The sequence below is a fragment of the Aeromonas dhakensis genome, assembly GCF_000820305.1.
Lineage (GTDB): Bacteria > Pseudomonadota > Gammaproteobacteria > Enterobacterales > Aeromonadaceae > Aeromonas > Aeromonas dhakensis.
The window spans coordinates 1-17438 of the sequence record NZ_CDBH01000045.1 but is presented as its reverse complement, the minus strand read 5'-3'; the positions used below and the strand labels follow the sequence as shown (position 1 = coordinate 17438).

The window sequence follows — 17438 nt, the reverse complement described above, 5'->3', positions numbered from 1 at the left end:
TCGGCCCTGCCCCTGCGGCAGGGCCCGCTCTCTCTCCCCCTGCTTGGCCACCGCCACGATTGCGCCTCGCACCCGCTTGGTGTTAAATGCCCGTCCAGATGGCGCCGACGAGGGCCATCCCCAGTATTTGGACACCCCATGCAAACTCAATCCCACGCAGGTCCGGGCTCCCTCTTCTCCCTGACCTGGCCCCTGTTTATCGATCTCGCCCTGCACTTTCTGACCGGGGCCCTCAACACCTTCATGGTGGGTCACGTCTCCTATCAGGGGGTGGCGGCGCTCGCGGTCGGCAACCAGGTGTTCGATCTCGCCATCACCCTGTTCAGCTTTGTCAGCATCGGCACCAGCGTGGTGATCACCCAGTATCTGGGGGCCGGCGACAAGGAGAAGGCGCGCGTCGTCATCCACACCGCCATCGGTTTCAACCTGCTGGTGGGGCTGGTGGCCGCCGTCGGCGTCATCGCCGGCGCCAGTACCATGCTGGCGCTGATGAACCTGCCCGCCAACCTGATGAACGATGCCACCCTCTACCTGCAGATCATCGGCCTGTGCCTGCTGCCGGAAGCGGCGGCCCTCTGCCTGGCCGCCACCCTGCGTGCCCACGGCCACACCCGTCAGGCCATGTACGTGACCCTGACCGTCAACCTCATCACCTTCGTCGGCAACCTGCTGCTGCTCTACGGCTGGTTCGGCCTGCCCCAGCTCGGGGTGGCCGGGGTCGCCATCAGCACGGTAGCGGGCCGCATCGTCGGGGTGGTGCTGCTGGTGTGGCTGGTGGCGCGCAAGACCGGCATCCACCTGAAACTGCCGGAGATCGTCAAACCCAGCCGGCTGATGCTGGGCAAGGTGTTGCACATCGGTCTGCCGGCCGCCGGGGAGAACCTCTCCTGGATGCTGCAGTTCATGGTGGTGACCGCCTTCGTCGGCCTGCTCGGCGACAAGGCACTGGCGACCCAGTCCTACTTCTTCCAGATCTGCCTGTTCATCCTGCTGTTCGGCCTCTCCATCGGCCTTGGCAACGAAATCATCATCGGCCATCTGGCGGGGGCCCGCCGCTTTGAGCAGGCCTACACCCAGCTGATGAAGAGCCTGAAACTGGGGCTCGTCGTCACCGCGCTCATCGCCCTCGCCGCCGCCCTCAACGGCCGCACCATCATCAGCCTGTTCACCGATGACGCCGACATCATCACCCAGGTGGCGCAGCTGTTCTTGATAAGCCTCATTCTGGAACCCGGCCGCACCTTCAACCTGGTGGTGATCAACGCCCTGCGCGCCACCGGTGACGCCCGTTTCCCGCTCTACATGGCGCTGCTCTCCATGTGGGGAATTGCCGTTCCACTGGCCTATTTCCTTGGTATCATGCAGGGTTATGGACTGGTCGGTATCTGGTTGGCGCTCGCCTGCGACGAGTGGGTGCGCGGTCTGGCCATGTTCTGGCGCTGGCGCAGTCGTCGCTGGCAAAACAAAATTCTTGTTGAAACATAAGCGGAATCACAATGAAGAAGATAGGACTCTTGTTGGCGGCCATCCTGCTCAGCCCGCTCGCCATGGCGCAAACCGCCCCCGCCGCCCCCAAGGCACAGGCGGCCCAGACCTGGTACGTGGCCCCCATCACCATCGATGAAACCAGCGAGGCCCAGAAGGCGCTGACCAAGGACTTCATGGCCCAGATGATCAAGACCATCAAGATCAACGAGTACCAGACCGGCAAGGCGGTGGGCAAGACCAAGTCGCCCAAGTGGCTGATCCGCACCAAGCTGATGCCGGCAAGCAGCGAACCCCTGGTCGGCAAGAAGCACCCGCAGGGCCTCACCTACGGCAAGGGCATCCCCACCCAGGAGATCGTCGGCGAGCTCATCATGAATGGCACCCTGGTGGCCCATGTGGGTCAGGGCTGGCGCGAGCCCATCGTCCCGGGCACCCCGGTGGCCGAGAAGATCTCCATCGCCAACTATCAGTACGCCATCGGCAACGAAGCCAAGTCACCGGATCTGGAAGAGCTGGCTGCGCAAATCGGCTTCGAGGTGGGCAAGGTGATCGCCCGCGATGGCAAGCCGCTGCCCGAGAAGAAAAAGAAAAAAGAGTAAACGCGACACCTGTTACCAAGAAGGGGCCCTGCGCCCCTTTTTGCTGCCCACCCGGCGGCCCCAGGCTGTCATCCGTCCGTCACAATTGTGATCCATCCGGCACTTTTCAGACTCTCCGCTTACCGATAAAAGCCTTATCAGCTTGTGATTCAAACAGTTAAAAATCACCCATCGCATGCAGCAAATCATTGGTCCCGAATTGGAGCCGGATCACATTTATCTCGCAGGGGACGCGGTAGTTTGGTCTTGCAGGCACAATCAAACGAAACCAAGGAGGCCGCATTACATGTTCCCAGAGTACAGAGAGCTCATCTCGAAACTGAAGAGCAGTGATGTCCATTTCCAAAAGAAGTTTGACTTGCATAACGACCTGGATGTGGAGATTAGAAAGTTGGAGAAACATCACGCCAGCGACTACAGCGCCGAGGTGAAGGATCTGAAAAAACAGAAACTCAAACTGAAAGAGGAGATCTACGACATCCTCAAACAACATCCACAATAGACGCCTCGACGAATACCTGGATAAGCAACTTATCCTGCCAGCCCGGCCCGACGCCGGGCTTTTTGTTGGCTGCTCATCAGGAGGCGACGGCCGCTTGCACCCCCTGGCGTCGAAACTCGCTCGGCGTCTGGCCGGTATGGCGGCGAAAAGCACTGTTGAAGGTGGACTTGCTGTTGAACCCGGCCCGGTAACAGACAGTAGCCACAGTCTCGTCGCTCTCCTGCAGCAGTCGCTTGGCCTCCGCCACCCGATATCGATTGAGCCAGTCGTAGAAGTTGCCCCCCGAACAGGCGTTGATGGCGCTGGACGCCTGATGAAGGCTCAGACCGCACTCCTCGGCCAGCTTGCCAAGGGAGAGGGCGGGATCCCGATAGGCACCGCGCCCGAGCTGGCGCTCCAGCGCCTCGAACAGGGGGCGCAGGCCGTGATCTCGCACCGATTCCGATGCGGTATCATTGGCGCGCTCGCGCACGCCTCCCTCCGGCGCGCCTCCCTGTTGGGGCAGCCTGGCATGGGCCAGCACCTGCAGCAGCAGATAGGCGGTGACGGGAGCCTGCAGATAGACGGTAGAGAGCGGCCAGCCGAGCCAGCTCAAGGCGATGCGGCCGAGCAACAGCAAGGCCACCAGCAGTTGCAGCCCCTGCAACTGAGCCACCCAGGCCCGTAGCGCCGGCTTGCGGCTGACCACCCCAAGACGCTGCTGCTGCCACCAGTAAGCCAGCCCCAGCAGGGCGATGCAGGCCAGATAGCGGTTGCCATAGAGGGTCACCCCGGGCCACAACGCATCCCCCTGCTTGCCAAGCAGGATCCAGCTCACCTTGTCGGCCCCCGGCAACAACCAGTAGGGCAACGCCAGAGCGGCGACCAGCAGCAGGGGCAAGCCGTGCACCAGCCGCTCACGCCAGCAACCGAGTACCGACTCCCCCTGCAGAGCCCTGATGTAGCCATACAGGCAGAACGGCAACATCACCACCAAAGGGTCGGCCAGCTTGAGCAGATGAGGCCACTGCAGAAACCACTGCTGCTGGTGATAGAGGTATTCCAGCGCCTGCAAGCCGCTCAGGCTGAGCAGAGCCAGCAGATAACCGGCGGCGGCATCCCGTCGCATGCGGCGCAGCCAGCCGAGCGTGGCCAGCAGCAACATGCCGGTCAGGCTCAAACTGAGCACGGCGGCCACTTCTTCCCACTGCATATGCGTCCTCCTGCAGGTGCGGCGCCATCGAGCCGTACCTGTTTACCCTTGTTTTTATTATGTTTTCCAACCAATGACCGGTTCCATCCAGCGAGGCGACAGAGGTGAAACCGCTGCGCTTAAATACCTTCGCCTGCGGCTGAAAAGCAACAGAACAATAACAAGTCAGGACCACAGAAGGAACCAGGATGAAAACCCATTTTCCCCTAACCCTGCTCGGCTGCCTCGTACTGGCCGGCTGCCAGGAGAACAACAGCGAGCCGGATCCTGCTCGCCACTACGACGTCACCCTTACCTACACGGAGCAAGGGGTTCCCCACATCAAGGCGAACGACTACGCCAGCCTGGGCTTCGGGGCCGGCTATGCCCATGCCGAAGAGAACCTCTGCACCCTGAGCGAGCAGATCATGAAGCTGCGGGGAGAGAAATCCCGCTGGCTGGGCGCGGGGGAGCAGCAGCGCAACCTGCTCTCCGACGTGGGTTATCGCGCCCTCGACCTGCCTGCCCAGGCCGCGGCCCTGTATGGCAAGCTGGCGCCGGATGCCCGTGACCTTGTCGAAGGCTATGTGGCGGGGTTCAACCACTCCCTTGCCGGGCGAACCAGTCCGGCGGACTACCCCTCTCCCTGCCGCGGGGCCGAGTGGGTCGAACCCATCACCCCGGTCCAGTTGCTGGCCTATCACCTGGATCTTGCCCAGCTGGCCAGCGGCCGCAGCTTTATCAGCGCCATGGCCAGCGCCCAGCCCCCCGCCACTGCCGGTGCACAGGGACGTGCCGCCCTGCCCGCCCCGGCGCTGGATCCCGTCTCGCTGCTCACCTCGGAGGGGATCGGCAGCAACGGCTGGGCGCTGGGGGCGGATCGCAGCAGCAACGCCAACAGTCTGCTGCTCGGCAACCCCCACTTCCCCTGGGATGGCGAACTCAGGTTCTATGAACAGCACCTGCAGATCCCGGGGGAGCTCAACGTGACCGGTGCCACCATGATGGGCTTTCCCGCCATCCTGATTGGCTTCAACGAGCAACTGGGTTGGACCCACACCGTCTCCCAGTCCAAGCGCTTCACCCTCTATCAGCTCACCCTGGACCCCGCCAATCCGCTGCGTTATCGCTACGGCGACCAGTGGCGGGAGATGAGCCAGAAAGAGATCACCGTGCAGGTACGCCAGGCCGATGGCAGCCTACAGCCTTATGTCCAGACCCTTTATGCCAGCCATTTCGGCCCCATGGTCAACCTAGCTTCCCTCTCGCCCAGCCTGGGCTGGACCAGCAGCAGCGCCGTCAGCTTCCGCGATGCCAACGCCGGCAACTACAAGATGCTGGAACAGTGGCTGGCCATGGCCAGGGCCCAAAGCACCCCGGCCTTCTTCGAGGCGCTGGCCGAGCATCAGGGGGTGCCCTGGGTCAATACCCTGCTGATCGACAAGACGGGCCAGGCCAGCTATGTGGATGCCACCCAGGTACCCCGCCTCGGCGCCAAGGCAGAGGCCTGGTGGCGAGCCGCCTCCCAGACACCGCAACTGGCCCCCATCTGGCTGGATGGCGAGGGCAGCGTGCTGCTGCCGGGCAACGACCCCGATTTCGAGTGGGTCGACAGCGGCCAGACCCGGGCTCCCGGCCTTGTTCCCCTCAGCCAGGCCCCCCGCCTGAGTCGCAGCGACTACGTCTACAACGCCAACAGCAGCCACTGGCTGACCAACCTGGCGGCCCCGCTGGAGGGATACTCCATTCTCTATGGGCCGGAGCAGACGGTACGCAGCCCGCGTACCCGCTACAACGCCCAGCTCATCAGCACGCCCGATGCAATGGGACTGACCGGGGCTGATCGCCGCTTCACCCTGCAGTCGCTGCAACGGGTACTGACCCACAACGGCTCCCTGTTTGCCCGCGAGCTCAGAGATCCCCTGCTGGCCCGTTGTCAGGCCCATCCGCTGATCCAGCTGACCAGCGGCCCGCTGGACTTGACGCCGAGCTGCAACGCGCTCGCCAACTGGGATGGCGAATATCAGCTTGAAAGCCGGGGGGCTCACCTGATGCGCGAATGGTTGACGGCGTTTCGCACCAGCGGCCACAGAGACATCAAGGATGCCCTGTTTGCCATCCCCTTCGATCCGGCCCATGGCGCCACCACGCCGAGCGGGCTGGCGCCCTGGAGCGGCGCGCCGGATGAAGACCCGGCCCTGCTGGCGCTGGCCCAGGCCCAGCAGCGGTTGCAGGCGGCCGGTATCGCGCCGGATGCCGAACTCGGCGCACTGCAATTCGTGCAAAAAGCGGCCGGGCTGACCCCCATCGCACTGCCGGGAGGTAACTCGTTCGAGGGGCTGTTCAACATGGTGCAGACCAACCTGCCTTCGCGCAGCAGCTCGGATCTCGCCAACATAGTGACCGGCAAGGCCGTGGCAGGCACCACGCTGCGCAGTCTGGATGATGACGGTGACGGCCAGCCCGAGCTGCGTTATCGCGCCAACTACGGCTCCAGCTTTGTGCTGGCCCTGCAGTTCGATGACGCCGGCCCCAAGGCGGAGCGCTTCCTGAGCTACGGCCAGTCCCACGACCCCGAGAGCCCGCACTTCACCGATCAGACCGAGCAGTTCGCCCGTCAGCAGTGGCAACCCATGCGCTTCACCGAGCAGGAGATAGCGGCCCACCTGGAGCGTACCCTGCACCTCAAGGTACTGCGCACCAGCAGCCCCTGAGTCAACCCTCTCTATCCAGCCATAAAAAAGCGGGCCAATGGCCCGCTTTCTCATACCTGTTTCGCCCCATCATCACACCGGCGGATGGAAATGACTGGCCTCGCGGGTGGCCATCTCCTCGTAGGTGGCCCACTTCTGCCACGCCACTTGTTGCGCCACCTGCATCAGCCGCTCGGCCTCCTCCGGATGGCTCTGGGCCAGCACCCGATAACGGGTCTCCTCCTGGCGGTATTCGGCAAGCGGAATGGAGGGGCGCAGGCTGTCGAGGCTGAAGGGGTTCTGCCCCGCACTGCGCAGTACCGGGTTGTAGCGCATCAGCGGCCAGTGGCCGGAGGCCACGGCGCGTTTTTGCTGGGTCAGGCCAAACTCCATGTCGATACCGTGAGCGATGCAGTGGCTGTAGGCGATGATGAGCGAGGGGCCCGGGTAGGCCTCCGCTTCACGCAAGGCCTGCAGCGCCTGCTGCGGGTTGGCCCCGAAGGCGATGCGAGCAACATAGACGTTGCCGTAGGAGATGGCCTGCAACGCCACATCCTTCTTGGCCAGCGTCTTGCCCCCCGCCGCGAACTTGGCGACGGCACCGAGCGGGGTCGATTTCGACATCTGACCGCCGGTGTTGGAGTAGACCTCGGTATCCATCACCAGCACGTTCACATCGCGGCCGGAGGCGAGCACGTGATCGAGCCCCGCCGAGCCGATGTCATAGGCCCAGCCGTCGCCACCGATGATCCAGACCGAGCGGCGCACCAGCTGATCGATGAGGGACAGCAGCTCGCGAGCCTTGCCGGATTTCACCTCTTCCAGCCGCTCGCGCACTTGCGCCACCCGGGTGCGCTGGGCACGGATCTCCGACTCCAGCCGCTGCGGGGCGCTGATCAGCGACTCGACCAACGCTTCCCCGATCTCCCCCTTCATCGCCTGCAAGGCTGCCACTGCCTGACCGTGGTGCTGATCAGCGGTGAGACGGAAGCCAAAGCCGAACTCGGCGTTGTCCTCGAACAATGAGTTGGACCAGGCCGGCCCCTTCCCTTCGCCATTCTTGGCCCACGGCGTGGTCGGCAGGTTGCCGCCGTAGATGGAGGAGCAACCGGTGGCGTTGGCCACCAGCATGCGATCGCCAAACAGCTGGGTCAGCAACTTGAGATAGGGGGTCTCGCCACAACCGGCGCAGGCACCGGAGAACTCGAACAGGGGCTCGAGGAACTGGGCACCGCGCACCGTGGAGAAATCCACCCGCTCGCGGGCCGGCCACGGCAGGCTCTCGAACCAGCGCAGCGCCTGTTTCTGGCCAGCCAGATGCGGCGCCTTGTCCATCATGGCGATGGCACGCTCGCCTTCATGGCTCTCATCTTCTCCAGCCCGCACCGGACAAGCCTGCACACACTGGCCGCAGCCGGTGCAATCCTCCGGGTAGAGCTGCAAGGTGTAGCGGCTGTCGGGGAAGCCCCTCGCGGTCACCGGCACCGACTGGGCCGCCTCGGGGGCGCTCGCCAGCCAGTCCTGGTGATAGAACTTGGCCCGCAGCGCCGCGTGGGGGCAGACGAAGACGCAGTTGCCGCACTGGATGCAGATATCGGAGTGCCAGATAGGGATCTCGCGAGCGATGTCCCGCTTCTCGAAGCGGCTGGTAGCGGTGGGGTAAGTGCCATCCACCGGCAGCATGGAGACGGGGATCAAATCGCCGCGCCCCGCCAGCATCTCGCCTGTGACCCGCTGGACAAACTCACTGCCGCCGGGGGCCAGGGGCAGCGGATAGTCGCCCGCCTCGTCCTCCCCGTCCGGAATGCTCACCCGGTAGAGGTGGGCCAGGGTATCGTCCACCGCCGCGAAGTTGCGCTCGACTACCTCGGGCCCCTTGCGGGCATAGCTCTTCTCGATGCTTTTCTTGATAAGGGCAATCGCCTCGTCCCGCGGCAAGATGCCGGCCAGGGCGAAGAAGCAGGTCTGCATGATGGTGTTGATGCGATTGCCCATGCCGTTTTGCTCGGCCACCCGATCGCCGTCGATGCAATAGAGTTGGATATTGAGGGCGCGGATGCGGGCGCGCAGCCGCTCGGGTAGCTCGGCCCAGACCCGGTCGGGCTCATGGGGAGCATTGAGCAGCAGGATCGCCCCCTCGGCGGCGAACTCCAGCAGATCCACAGATTCGACAAAGCCCCACTGGTGGCAACCGATAAAGCTCGCCTGCTCGATAAGCCAGGGGGCGTCGATGGGCTCGGGGCCAAAGCGCAGGTGGGAGACGGTGCGCGAGCCCGACTTCTTGGAGTCGTAGACGAAGTAGCCCTGAGCGTGGAACCCCTCCAGCTCGCCGATGATCTTGATGCTGTTCTTGTTGGCGCCCACGGTGCCGTCGGCACCGAGACCGAAGAACAGCGCCCGCACCCGGCTGGCGGGTTCGAGATCGCCGATGGGGTGCCAGGCCAGACTGAGGCCCGACACATCATCCACTATCCCCACGGTAAAGCGCGGGCGCGGCGCATCGGATGCCAGCTCCTCGAACACCGCCGCACACATGGCGGGGGTGAACTCCTTGGAGGAGAGGCCATAGCGACCGCCGCTGAGCCACGGCAGCCGCTTGATAAGGCCGCGCTGCAAGCCATCGATGAGGGCGCTCTGCACATCCAGCAGCAGCGGCTCGCCACCCGCCCCCGGCTCCTTGGTGCGATCCAGCACCGCGATCCGGCGTACGCTGACGGGCAGGGCATCGAGCAACGCCTGTACCGGGAAGGGGCGATAGAGGCGAATGACCAGCACCCCGGTCTTGCGATCCTGCTGGTTGAGCCAATCCACCGTGGTGCGGGCGGTGGCCGCCCCCGAGCCCATCAGCACGATGACATCGGTGGCATCGGGGGCGCCGTGATACTCCACCAGCCGGTAGTGGCGGCCGGTCAGCTCGCCGAGGCTCTCCATACACTGCTGCACCCGCGCCGGCACCGCCTCGTAGAAGGGATTGACGCTCTCGCGGGACTGGAAATAGGTGTCGGGGTTCTGGGCGGTGCCGCGCATCACCGGATGATCGGGGTTGAGCGCCCGCGCACGGTGGGCGCGTACCCAGTCGTTGTCGATCAGCGCCCTAATTTCATCTTTGTGCAGCGCGACTATCTTGTTCACCTCGTGGGAGGTGCGAAAGCCATCGAAGAAGTGGATGAAGGGCACCCGGCACTGCAGGGTGACGCTGTGGGCGACCAGGGCCAAGTCCTGCGCCTCCTGCACCGAGCCGGAGGCGAGCATGGCAAAGCCGGTGCTGCGCGCCGCCATCACGTCCTGATGGTCGCCAAAAATTGACAGCCCCTGCGCCGCCAAGGATCGGGCCGCCACATGGAACACCGCCGAGGTCAATTCGCCGGCGATCTTGTACATGTTGGGCAGCATCAGCATCAGCCCCTGGCTGGCGGTGAAGGTGGTGGCGAGCGCCCCCGCCTGCAGGGCGCCGTGTACCGTGCCGGCCGCCCCCCCTTCGCTCTGCATCTCTACCACGGTAGGGATGTTGCCCCACAGATTGGTCTGCCCCTCCGCCGCCCAGGCATCGGCCAGTTCGGCCATGGTCGAGCTCGGGGTGATGGGATAGATGGCACACACTTCGCTCAGCTGATACGCCACCCGGGCCGCGGCCTCGTTGCCGTCAACCATGATCAGTTCGTGTTTCATAGGGACTCCTGTGGTTGGCGCAACTCGATGGCGTGGCAGGGACACTGGTCATGGCAGGCACCGCAGCCGGTACAGCGCCCGGCATCCACCTGATACCCCAGACCCGGCCCCAGCTTGGCGATGGCCTGCTCGGGGCAACTGCCGTAGCAGCCGTCGCACTCGAAGCAGTTGCCGCAGGAGTAGCAGCGCGCCGCCTCGTAGCGGGCCGCCGTCTCGTCCAGTCCGCCGATGATCTCGCCAAAGTCGTCCCGCGCCGAGGGCGGTTTGACCGGCTGGCTGCTGGCCGGGGCATGGGTCTGGAACCAGAGCTGCAGCTGCTCGGGCCCAACCAGCGGATAGGAGAGCGGCTTGTGGTAGAGGCGACCGCGCAGCCAGGCATCCATGTGGCGCGCCGCCTTCTTGCCGTGACCGGTGGCGATGGTGACGGTGCGCTCGGAAGGCACCATGTCACCGCCGGCAAAGAGGCCCGGTACGTCCGTCATCAGGTTTTCGCCAACCTGCACCACCCCTTCCTGGTTGACCCGCACGCCTGGGATGCTCTCCAGCACCGAGAGGTCGACCTCCTGACCGAGCGCCAGAATGAGGGAGTCTGCTTCAAGGGTTTCAAACTGGCCGGTGGGCACCGGCTTGCCATGCTCGTCGAGGGTCATCACCTCCACTTCTATGCTGGTGCTGTCGAGCTGGCGGATGGTGCGCAACCAGTTGATCTTGATCCCCTCCTCCTCGGCCTCGTCGGCTTCGAAGGCGTGGGCCGGCATATGATCCCGGTCGCGGCGGTAGATGATCATCGCCTCATCCACCCCGAGACGGCGAGCGGTGCGGGCCGCATCCATGGCGGTGTTGCCGCCGCCGTAGATGGCCACCCGCCGTCCCAGTTTGGGTGGCGGCAAGCCTTTTTCCTCGGCCAGGCTGGCCTGTTCGAGGAAGCTCACCGCATCGAGGATCTTGCCCGCCTCCCGGGCCGGAATATCGACCCGCTTGGCCAGATGGGCGCCGATGGCCATGAAGACGGCGTCAAAGCCCCCCTGGTCGCGCTCGCGCAGCACATTCTCCACCTTGTGATTGAGGGTCAACGTCACCCCGGCAGCGACGATGCGGGCCACCTCCCGATCCAGCACCTCGCGGGGCAGACGGTAAGCGGGAATGCCAAAGCGCAGCATGCCGCCGGCAAGCGGCCCCGCCTCGCGGATCTCCACCTGATGGCCGAGCCGGTTGAGGTGCCAGGCGCAGGAGAGGCCGGAGGGGCCGGCGCCTATGATGAGTACCTTCTTGCCGCTGGCGGGCGCAGGGGCGGCAGGCTGCCAGCCCCTGGCCAGCGCTTCGTCGCCGAGAAAACGCTCGATGGCGTGAATGGAGACGGCATCATCCACCTGGGCGCGGTTGCAGGCACTTTCGCAGGGGTGATAACAGACCCGCCCGTGGACCGCAGGCAGGGGATTCTCTTCGATGAGGGTCTGCCAGGCGGCCTCAAAACAGCCCGCTTCGGCCAGGGCAAGCCAGGCCTGGATGTTCTCGCCAGCCGGGCAGGCATGGTTGCAAGGTGGCAGGGCCGGCCGCCAGACGGGTAGCCGAGTACGGACCGGGCCTGTTCCCGTCTTCTGGGAGAGATCCGGCTGTGGGGTCATATCCAGTTGTTTGCTCATACATTGCTTTCTTCTTTTTGGGTGACAGGCCCCATCCGAATGCACTTGATACCGTTTAACCGAAGCGGACGGTGGCCGGAGAGGGAAGAAGCGAAAGCGTCAGAAACTGGAAGCTGACTCGATAATGGACTGATTTGTGTACTGAATGACGGATCAGGATCAAAAAATGTTGCACTTTATGGGGTATGGAGTGCACAACGTGACCCGTGTAACATCTTGCCCGTCTGCAGGAACTCCGCTCGGGCTCGCGCCCCAAGCGACGCCGCACCGTCGGCGACCCCGAGTGAACGCCATCCCTGCAACCATTGCTGCATGGAACGGGGTTCGCCCGCTTCTCTCCTGCACTGGAACCGTCATCGCACAAGGACCCGGCCATGCCCACACTCGCCAGCATTCATCTCTACCCCATCAAGTCGACGGCAGGCATGCCACTGACCCGCGCCCTGGTCACCGAAGAGGGACTGCAGGGGGATCGCCGCTACATGGTGGTCAAACCGGACGGCAGCTTCATCACGGCCCGCACCCATCCCCAGCTGCAGCAGGTGGTGGCCACCCCCATCGAGGGCGGCCTGCAGCTGCGCTATCCGGGCTTTGAGCCGCTCACCCTGCGAGAGACCGGGTTCAGCCGCGCGCCCCGGGCCACCGGTGTCTGGAAAGACAGCTTCAACGCCCTGCACACCCACGCCCTGGCCGATGCATGGCTGAGCAAGGTGGTGGGGGAGGCGGTGCAGTTGCTCTGGCTTGGCGAAGAGTCTACCCGCTTTCGGGAGAAGACCGGCACCCGGGTCAGCTTTGCCGACGGTTACCCCCTGCTGCTGATAAGCCAGGCCTCTTTGGAAGATCTCAACCTGAGATCCGACGCGCTGCACCAGATGAGCCAGTTTCGCACCAACCTGGTGGCAAGCGGCACCCTCCCCTTCGAGGAGGACGGCTGGAAGCGGATCCGCATCGGCGAGGTGGAGTTCTTGGTGGCCAAGCCTTGCAGCCGCTGCATCATGACCACGGTGGAGCCGGGCACGGATCGCTTCAATGCCCTGAAAGAGCCGCTGGCCACCCTCACCCGCTACCGGCGCGGCGAGGATGGAGAGGTCTACTTCGGTCAAAACCTGGTGGCCCTCAACGAGGGCTGGATTGAGGCGGGCAGCGAGATAGAGGTGCTGGAGCGCGCCCGCGCCCCTGTCTACCCCAACGCGGCCCCGAAAAAACGGGAGCTGGTGTGCGTGGCCCGCGAGCCGCTGGCGCGGGATCTGGAGACCTTCTGGTTCGAGGCAGCCGATGGCGAGCCCCTGCCCGACTATCTGCCGGGCCAGCACCTGCCCATCAGCCTGGACATTGGCCTGGGTCTGCGGCGCGAGCGCCTGCAGCGCCGCTATACCCTGAGCTCCACCCCGGAACAGCCGGAGCGTTACAGCATCAGCGTCAAGAAGGTGGGGGGCGGTCGCATCTCCCACTGGCTGCACCAGCAGTTGCAACCGGGTGACCGTCTGCTGGCCGCCAACCCCGCCGGCGAATTTCATCTGGGCCGGGATCGCAATCTCTTGCTGCTTTCGGCGGGCTCGGGGGTCACTCCCATGCTCTCCATTGCCCGCACTCTGGCCTTGCGCGGGGAGCTTGGCGACGTGCACTTCATGCACCTGTGCCGCAGCGAGGCGGACATTCCCGCCGCCGGCGAGCTGCACGCCCTGGCGCAGCAGGGGATGACCCTCACCCTGATCCTGAGCCAGCCCGATACGCACTGGCAGGGGCTCAAGGGGCGGCTGGATGATGTTCACCTCAAACAGATCAAAGGGTTGCAACAGCGGGAAGTGTTTATCTGCGGCCCCCACGGCTTTATGGCCGATGCGGCCACCAGACTGGCCGCCCTTGGCGTGCCGGCCGGGCGGATCCGCCAGGAGAGCTTTGGCGGCACCATCCTCTCCCTCTCCCGCCCCCATCAGGCGGTGCAGCTGCGCATCGGCGAACAGGCGTTTGCCGGCAACAATCAGGGTACCGTGCTGGATCAGGCCCACAAGCAGGGGGTGGAGCTGCCCTGGAGCTGCCGCGCCGGCATCTGCGGCAGCTGCAAGCAGACCCTGGTCTCGGGTGAAGTGGATCACCCCGATGCCCCCGCCATCACCGCCGCCGAGCGAGCCGCTGGCAAGATCCTCACCTGCTGCGCCGTCCCCCTCACCGACATCGTCATCAAATAAGGTGATCGAGGCACAATAATACCGCCGGCCGGGAGCATGCTCCCGGCCGCGCTTTTCCCCTCCTTTGCCTTCGCGCCTCCTTTCTCGCTCCTTTTCGCCGACCCACCGCAGCCTTGGCGAAGAGCGCTCCTATACTCACTGCAACAACAATAAAACCCCACAGAAGTACCGGCCTTCGCCGCGTGACAAAGGGGGTTATCGGTGAGAATAAGGACGCTCAAACCATGGAACAGAACAGACCCGCCTTTCAGCTCAATCTGCTGCTCTCAGTCATCACCCTGATCCTGCTGTCGCTGGTGTTTTTCGCCTACAGCTGGTCGGGAAAACAGATGGAACAGAGCTATCAGCAACGTTACCAATCCTATCTGCTGGCCGATGAACTGCGGCAATCCTCCGACGATCTGACCCGCCTCGGCCGCACCTATGTGATCACCAAGGATCCCGCCTACGAACAGCAGTACATGCGGATCCTGGCCATTCGCAACGGGGAGCAGAATCGGCCACAGGGCTACAACCGCATCTATTGGGACTTCGTCGCCGCCAACGGCCAGAACCCGCGGCCCGACAGCCAGGTGCGCCGCGGCCTCATCGATCTGATGAAGGATGCCGGCTTTACCGAGGGCGAGCTGGCCAAGCTCAACGAGGCCAAGAACAACTCGGATGCCCTGGTCAACACCGAGGTGGCCGCCTTCAAGCTGGTGCAGCAGACCGATGGCGATCTGGCCGCCAACCAGCAGAAGGCCATCGCCATGATGCATGACAAGGCCTATCACCAGAACAAGGGGCGCATCATGTCCCCCATCGACGACTTCTACGTCATGATGGAGACCCGCACCCAGCAGGCGGTGGATGACGCCACCAGCCAGTCCGCCATGCTGCGCTACCTGTTCATCGCGCTCGGCCTGGTGTTGATGTTCTTCCTCTGGCGCACCTACAAGGCGCTGATTGACCTGGTCGGCACCTCGGTCGATCAGCTCAGAAGCGATCTCAACCACCTGGCCGAGGGGGACTTCTCCCAGCCCATCAAGGTGCCGGCCGGTGCCAAGGAGAGCCTGATCGGCCTGCTCGCCACCATGCAAAGCACCCTCAAGGGGATCATCGCCCAGGTCTCCCACTCGAGCGAAGAGCTCTCAGGATCGGCCGACAGCATCGCCCAGATAGCGGAGCAGACCGCCCAGTTCGCCACCTCCCAGCAAACCAGCACCCAGACCATGGCGGCCGCCATCGAGGAGCTGGTGGTGAGCATCAGCCACCTCTCGGACAACGCCACCCACGCCGACGAGCTGAGCAAGATCTCCGCCAACACCCTGGAAGAGGGCTCCGGGGTCATCAAGCAGACCCTCGACAGCATCCAGAGCATCTCGGATACCGTCTCCAACGCCGCCAGCAGCATCGCGGATCTCAACAGCCACACCCAGCAGATCTCGGAGATCATCGAGGTGATCCGCGGCATCGCCGATCAGACCAACCTGCTGGCCCTCAACGCCGCCATCGAGGCGGCCCGGGCCGGCGAGCAGGGACGCGGCTTTGCAGTGGTGGCCGACGAGGTGCGCAACCTCGCCAGCCGCTCGGCCGCCTCCACCCAGCAGATCACCGGCATGATCGGTAAAATTCAGAGCGGGGCGGACGCCTCCATCCGCAGTATGGAGAACACGGTCAACAACGTCTCCCGCGGGGTAAGCCTGGCCAGCCAGACCGGCGCGGCCATCGCCAGCATCCAGGATCATGCCTCCAACCTGACCGGCCTGATGGGGGAGATCAGCCACACCCTGCGCGAGCAGTCCACTGCCGCCAACGAGGTGGTCTCCACCGTCGGCAACATCACCTCCCTCTCCGAGCAGTCGGGGGATGCCGCCCGCCACGTCTCGCAGGAGGCGGCCAAGCTCAAGCAGCTGTCACGGCTGCTGCGCCAGGAGATGGCCCACTTCAAGCTGTAGCGCAAAGCGCACAAAGCAAAACGGCTGCCCGAGGGCAGCCGTTTTCGTTGGCTCTTTCGCTTAACCGCGCAGGGCGGCGATGCGCTGCTCGATGGGCGGGTGGCTCATGAACAGCTCGCTCATGGAGCGCTTGCCGTTGATGCCGAACGCCATCATGGAGCCTTCCAGCTGCGGCTCGGCACCGCGGGAGAGGCGCTCGAGGGCGGCGATCATCTTGTCGCGACCGGCCAGCTTGGCGGCGCCAGCGTCGGCGCGGAATTCACGCTGACGGCTGAACCACATGACGATGATGGAGGCCAGCACGCCGAACACCATCTCCAGCACGAACACGGTGATCATGTAGGCAAAACCGCCGGTGCTGCTGCTCTCTTCCTCGTTGTTGGAGCTGAAGAAGTTGCTGATGACGCCAGCCACGATGCGGGCGAAGAACATCACGAAGGTGTTCACCACCCCCTGGATCAGGGTCAGGGTCACCATGTCGCCGTTGGCCACGTGGCTCACCTCGTGGGCCAGCACGGCTTCCGCCTCGTCACGGCTCATGCTGTAGAGCAGACCGGAGGAGACGGCGACCAGCGAGTCGTCACGGCGGGCGCCGGTGGCGAAGGCGTTCATCTCGGGAGAGTCGTAGATCCCCACTTCCGGCATCTTGATGCCCGCTTCACGGGCCTGACGAGCGACAGTGCTCACCAGCCAGTGCTCGGTCTCGTTGCGGGGCTGCTCGATGACCTGGACGCCATAGCTGCGCTTGGCCATCCACTTGGACATCAGCAAGGAGATAAAGGAACCCCCAAAACCGAACACGGCACAGAACACCAACAGACCGGAAATGCTGGACTTGTTGATCCCCAGAACCGAGAACAGGATATTGAGTACCACCCCCAGCACCAGCATGACGGCCAGGTTGGTCACCAGGAATAGCATAATTCGCTTCATATTGACTCCTTGTGAGATATGGATGCGTGGCCCGTCACCAGTTCGCTGCCGGTCGGGCCACACCTGTCACGCATAATAGACAGTTTCTATGAATGTTCGCTGAATGTCGGATTCAGAGCAGGGGCGAAATGTCGAGTCGCCCGCGCAGATCAGCCTCGAGCGGATTGTTTACAAAGGGTATTTCACCTAAAAACGGGGCCGGCAGCAAGCCCCGCAGGGTGTCCAGATTTTCCTGATAGTGGCTCATGGAGCCGTGCAGCCGGTTGATGACCCAGCCCGCCACCGGCAGGTTGTTGTTGCGAATGGCGGCGAAGGTGAGCAGGGCATGGTTGAGACAGCCCAGTTTGGCCCCCACCACCATGATCACCGGCATGTTCTCCTGCTTGACCCAGTCCGACAGCAGATGTTTGCGATCGAGTGGCAGGAACCAGCCTCCCGCCCCCTCCACCACCACCAGCTCGGCCCCCGCCTGTTCAATCTGGCGCAGCCCGTCCGCCAACCCCTTCAGGGCAATGGCATCGCGCGCTTCGCTGGCGGCGATATGGGGCGCGATGGGCGGCTCGTAGGCGTAGGGATTGACCAGATCGTAGGGCAGCGGCAGGCCCGCCGCCGCC

At 64.2% G+C, this 17438-nt stretch carries 11 protein-coding genes; 6 read left to right on the top strand and 5 right to left on the bottom strand.

Annotated elements, in window-relative coordinates; translation table 11 throughout:
- The first annotated feature begins 138 nt into the window (after positions 1–138).
- The 3 genes from BN1143_RS11460 to BN1143_RS11450 all read left to right on the top strand — a co-directional run bounded on the left by BN1143_RS11460 (position 139) and on the right by BN1143_RS11450 (position 2589).
- The gene (locus BN1143_RS11460) at positions 139–1485 is read left to right on the top strand and encodes an MATE family efflux transporter (protein ID WP_017779566.1); all 1347 of its coding nucleotides are present in this window, start codon (positions 139–141) and stop codon (positions 1483–1485) included.
- Positions 1486–1496: 11 nt separating this feature from the next.
- Positions 1497–2087: a hypothetical protein gene (locus BN1143_RS11455; protein ID WP_017783850.1), complete on the top strand. Its 591-nt coding sequence runs from the start codon at positions 1497–1499 to the stop codon at positions 2085–2087.
- 286 nt (positions 2088–2373) lie between these two features.
- Complete coding sequence (locus BN1143_RS11450; RefSeq protein ID WP_005299061.1) at positions 2374–2589, top strand: HP1242/YdcH family protein; 216 nt, start codon at positions 2374–2376, stop codon at positions 2587–2589.
- Between the two features lie 76 nt (positions 2590–2665).
- Here BN1143_RS11450 and BN1143_RS11445 read toward each other — a convergent pair whose 3' ends face one another.
- Positions 2666–3781, bottom strand: coding sequence for a helix-turn-helix domain-containing protein (locus BN1143_RS11445; RefSeq protein ID WP_042050718.1), 1116 nt, complete (start codon positions 3779–3781; stop codon positions 2666–2668).
- A 188-nt stretch (positions 3782–3969) separates the two neighbouring features.
- On the opposite strand from BN1143_RS11445, the gene BN1143_RS11440 reads away from it, so the two are divergent.
- The gene (locus BN1143_RS11440; protein WP_042050717.1) at positions 3970–6474 is read left to right on the top strand and encodes a penicillin acylase family protein; all 2505 of its coding nucleotides are present in this window, start codon (positions 3970–3972) and stop codon (positions 6472–6474) included.
- Positions 6475–6546: 72 nt separating this feature from the next.
- On the opposite strand, the gene nifJ is transcribed toward BN1143_RS11440, so the two are convergent.
- Entirely contained in the window at positions 6547–10122 is a 3576-nt protein-coding gene (nifJ, locus tag BN1143_RS11435; protein ID WP_042050716.1) for a pyruvate:ferredoxin (flavodoxin) oxidoreductase, read from the bottom strand.
- On the bottom strand, positions 10119–11765 hold the full coding sequence (locus tag BN1143_RS11430; protein WP_042050715.1) for an NAD(P)-binding protein: 1647 nt from the start codon (positions 11763–11765) through the stop codon (positions 10119–10121). The genes nifJ and BN1143_RS11430 overlap by 4 nt, the downstream gene beginning before the upstream one ends.
- Positions 11766–12139: 374 nt before the next feature.
- On the opposite strand from BN1143_RS11430, the gene BN1143_RS11425 reads away from it, so the two are divergent.
- Both BN1143_RS11425 and BN1143_RS11420 read left to right on the top strand, forming a co-directional pair.
- Positions 12140–13954 carry an MOSC N-terminal beta barrel domain-containing protein gene (locus BN1143_RS11425; RefSeq protein WP_042050714.1) on the top strand — a complete coding sequence of 605 codons (1815 nt, stop codon included), beginning with the start codon at positions 12140–12142 and terminating at the stop codon, positions 13952–13954.
- Between the two features lie 224 nt (positions 13955–14178).
- Positions 14179–15891 carry a methyl-accepting chemotaxis protein gene (locus tag BN1143_RS11420; RefSeq protein ID WP_017766177.1) on the top strand — a complete coding sequence of 571 codons (1713 nt, stop codon included), beginning with the start codon at positions 14179–14181 and terminating at the stop codon, positions 15889–15891.
- Positions 15892–15951: 60 nt separating this feature from the next.
- On the opposite strand, the gene htpX is transcribed toward BN1143_RS11420, so the two are convergent.
- Together htpX and bioD are read right to left on the bottom strand one after the other, a co-directional pair.
- Positions 15952–16824 (bottom strand): protease HtpX, encoded by an 873-nt coding sequence (gene htpX, locus BN1143_RS11415; RefSeq protein WP_010634511.1) that lies wholly within the window; start codon positions 16822–16824, stop codon positions 15952–15954.
- Between the two features lie 112 nt (positions 16825–16936).
- The coding region (bioD, locus tag BN1143_RS11410; protein ID WP_042050713.1) for a dethiobiotin synthase at positions 16937–17438 on the bottom strand (502 nt) is incomplete at its 5' end.

Excerpts from the sequence above, each read along its gene's own strand:
- BN1143_RS11460 (WP_017779566.1), top strand. The coding sequence starts at position 139 with ATGCAAACTCAATCCCACGCAGGTCCGGGCTCCCTCTTCTCCCTGACC.
- BN1143_RS11450 (WP_005299061.1), top strand. The coding sequence starts at position 2,374 with ATGTTCCCAGAGTACAGAGAGCTCATCTCGAAACTGAAGAGCAGTGAT.
- BN1143_RS11425 (WP_042050714.1), top strand. The coding sequence starts at position 12,140 with ATGCCCACACTCGCCAGCATTCATCTCTACCCCATCAAGTCGACGGCA.
- BN1143_RS11445 (WP_042050718.1), bottom strand. The coding sequence starts at position 3,781 with ATGCAGTGGGAAGAAGTGGCCGCCGTGCTCAGTTTGAGCCTGACCGGC.
- BN1143_RS11420 (WP_017766177.1), top strand. The coding sequence starts at position 14,179 with ATGGAACAGAACAGACCCGCCTTTCAGCTCAATCTGCTGCTCTCAGTC.
- BN1143_RS11430 (WP_042050715.1), bottom strand. The coding sequence starts at position 11,765 with ATGAGCAAACAACTGGATATGACCCCACAGCCGGATCTCTCCCAGAAG.
- htpX (WP_010634511.1), bottom strand. The coding sequence starts at position 16,824 with ATGAAGCGAATTATGCTATTCCTGGTGACCAACCTGGCCGTCATGCTG.
- BN1143_RS11455 (WP_017783850.1), top strand. The coding sequence starts at position 1,497 with ATGAAGAAGATAGGACTCTTGTTGGCGGCCATCCTGCTCAGCCCGCTC.
- BN1143_RS11440 (WP_042050717.1), top strand. The coding sequence starts at position 3,970 with ATGAAAACCCATTTTCCCCTAACCCTGCTCGGCTGCCTCGTACTGGCC.
- nifJ (WP_042050716.1), bottom strand. The coding sequence starts at position 10,122 with ATGAAACACGAACTGATCATGGTTGACGGCAACGAGGCCGCGGCCCGG.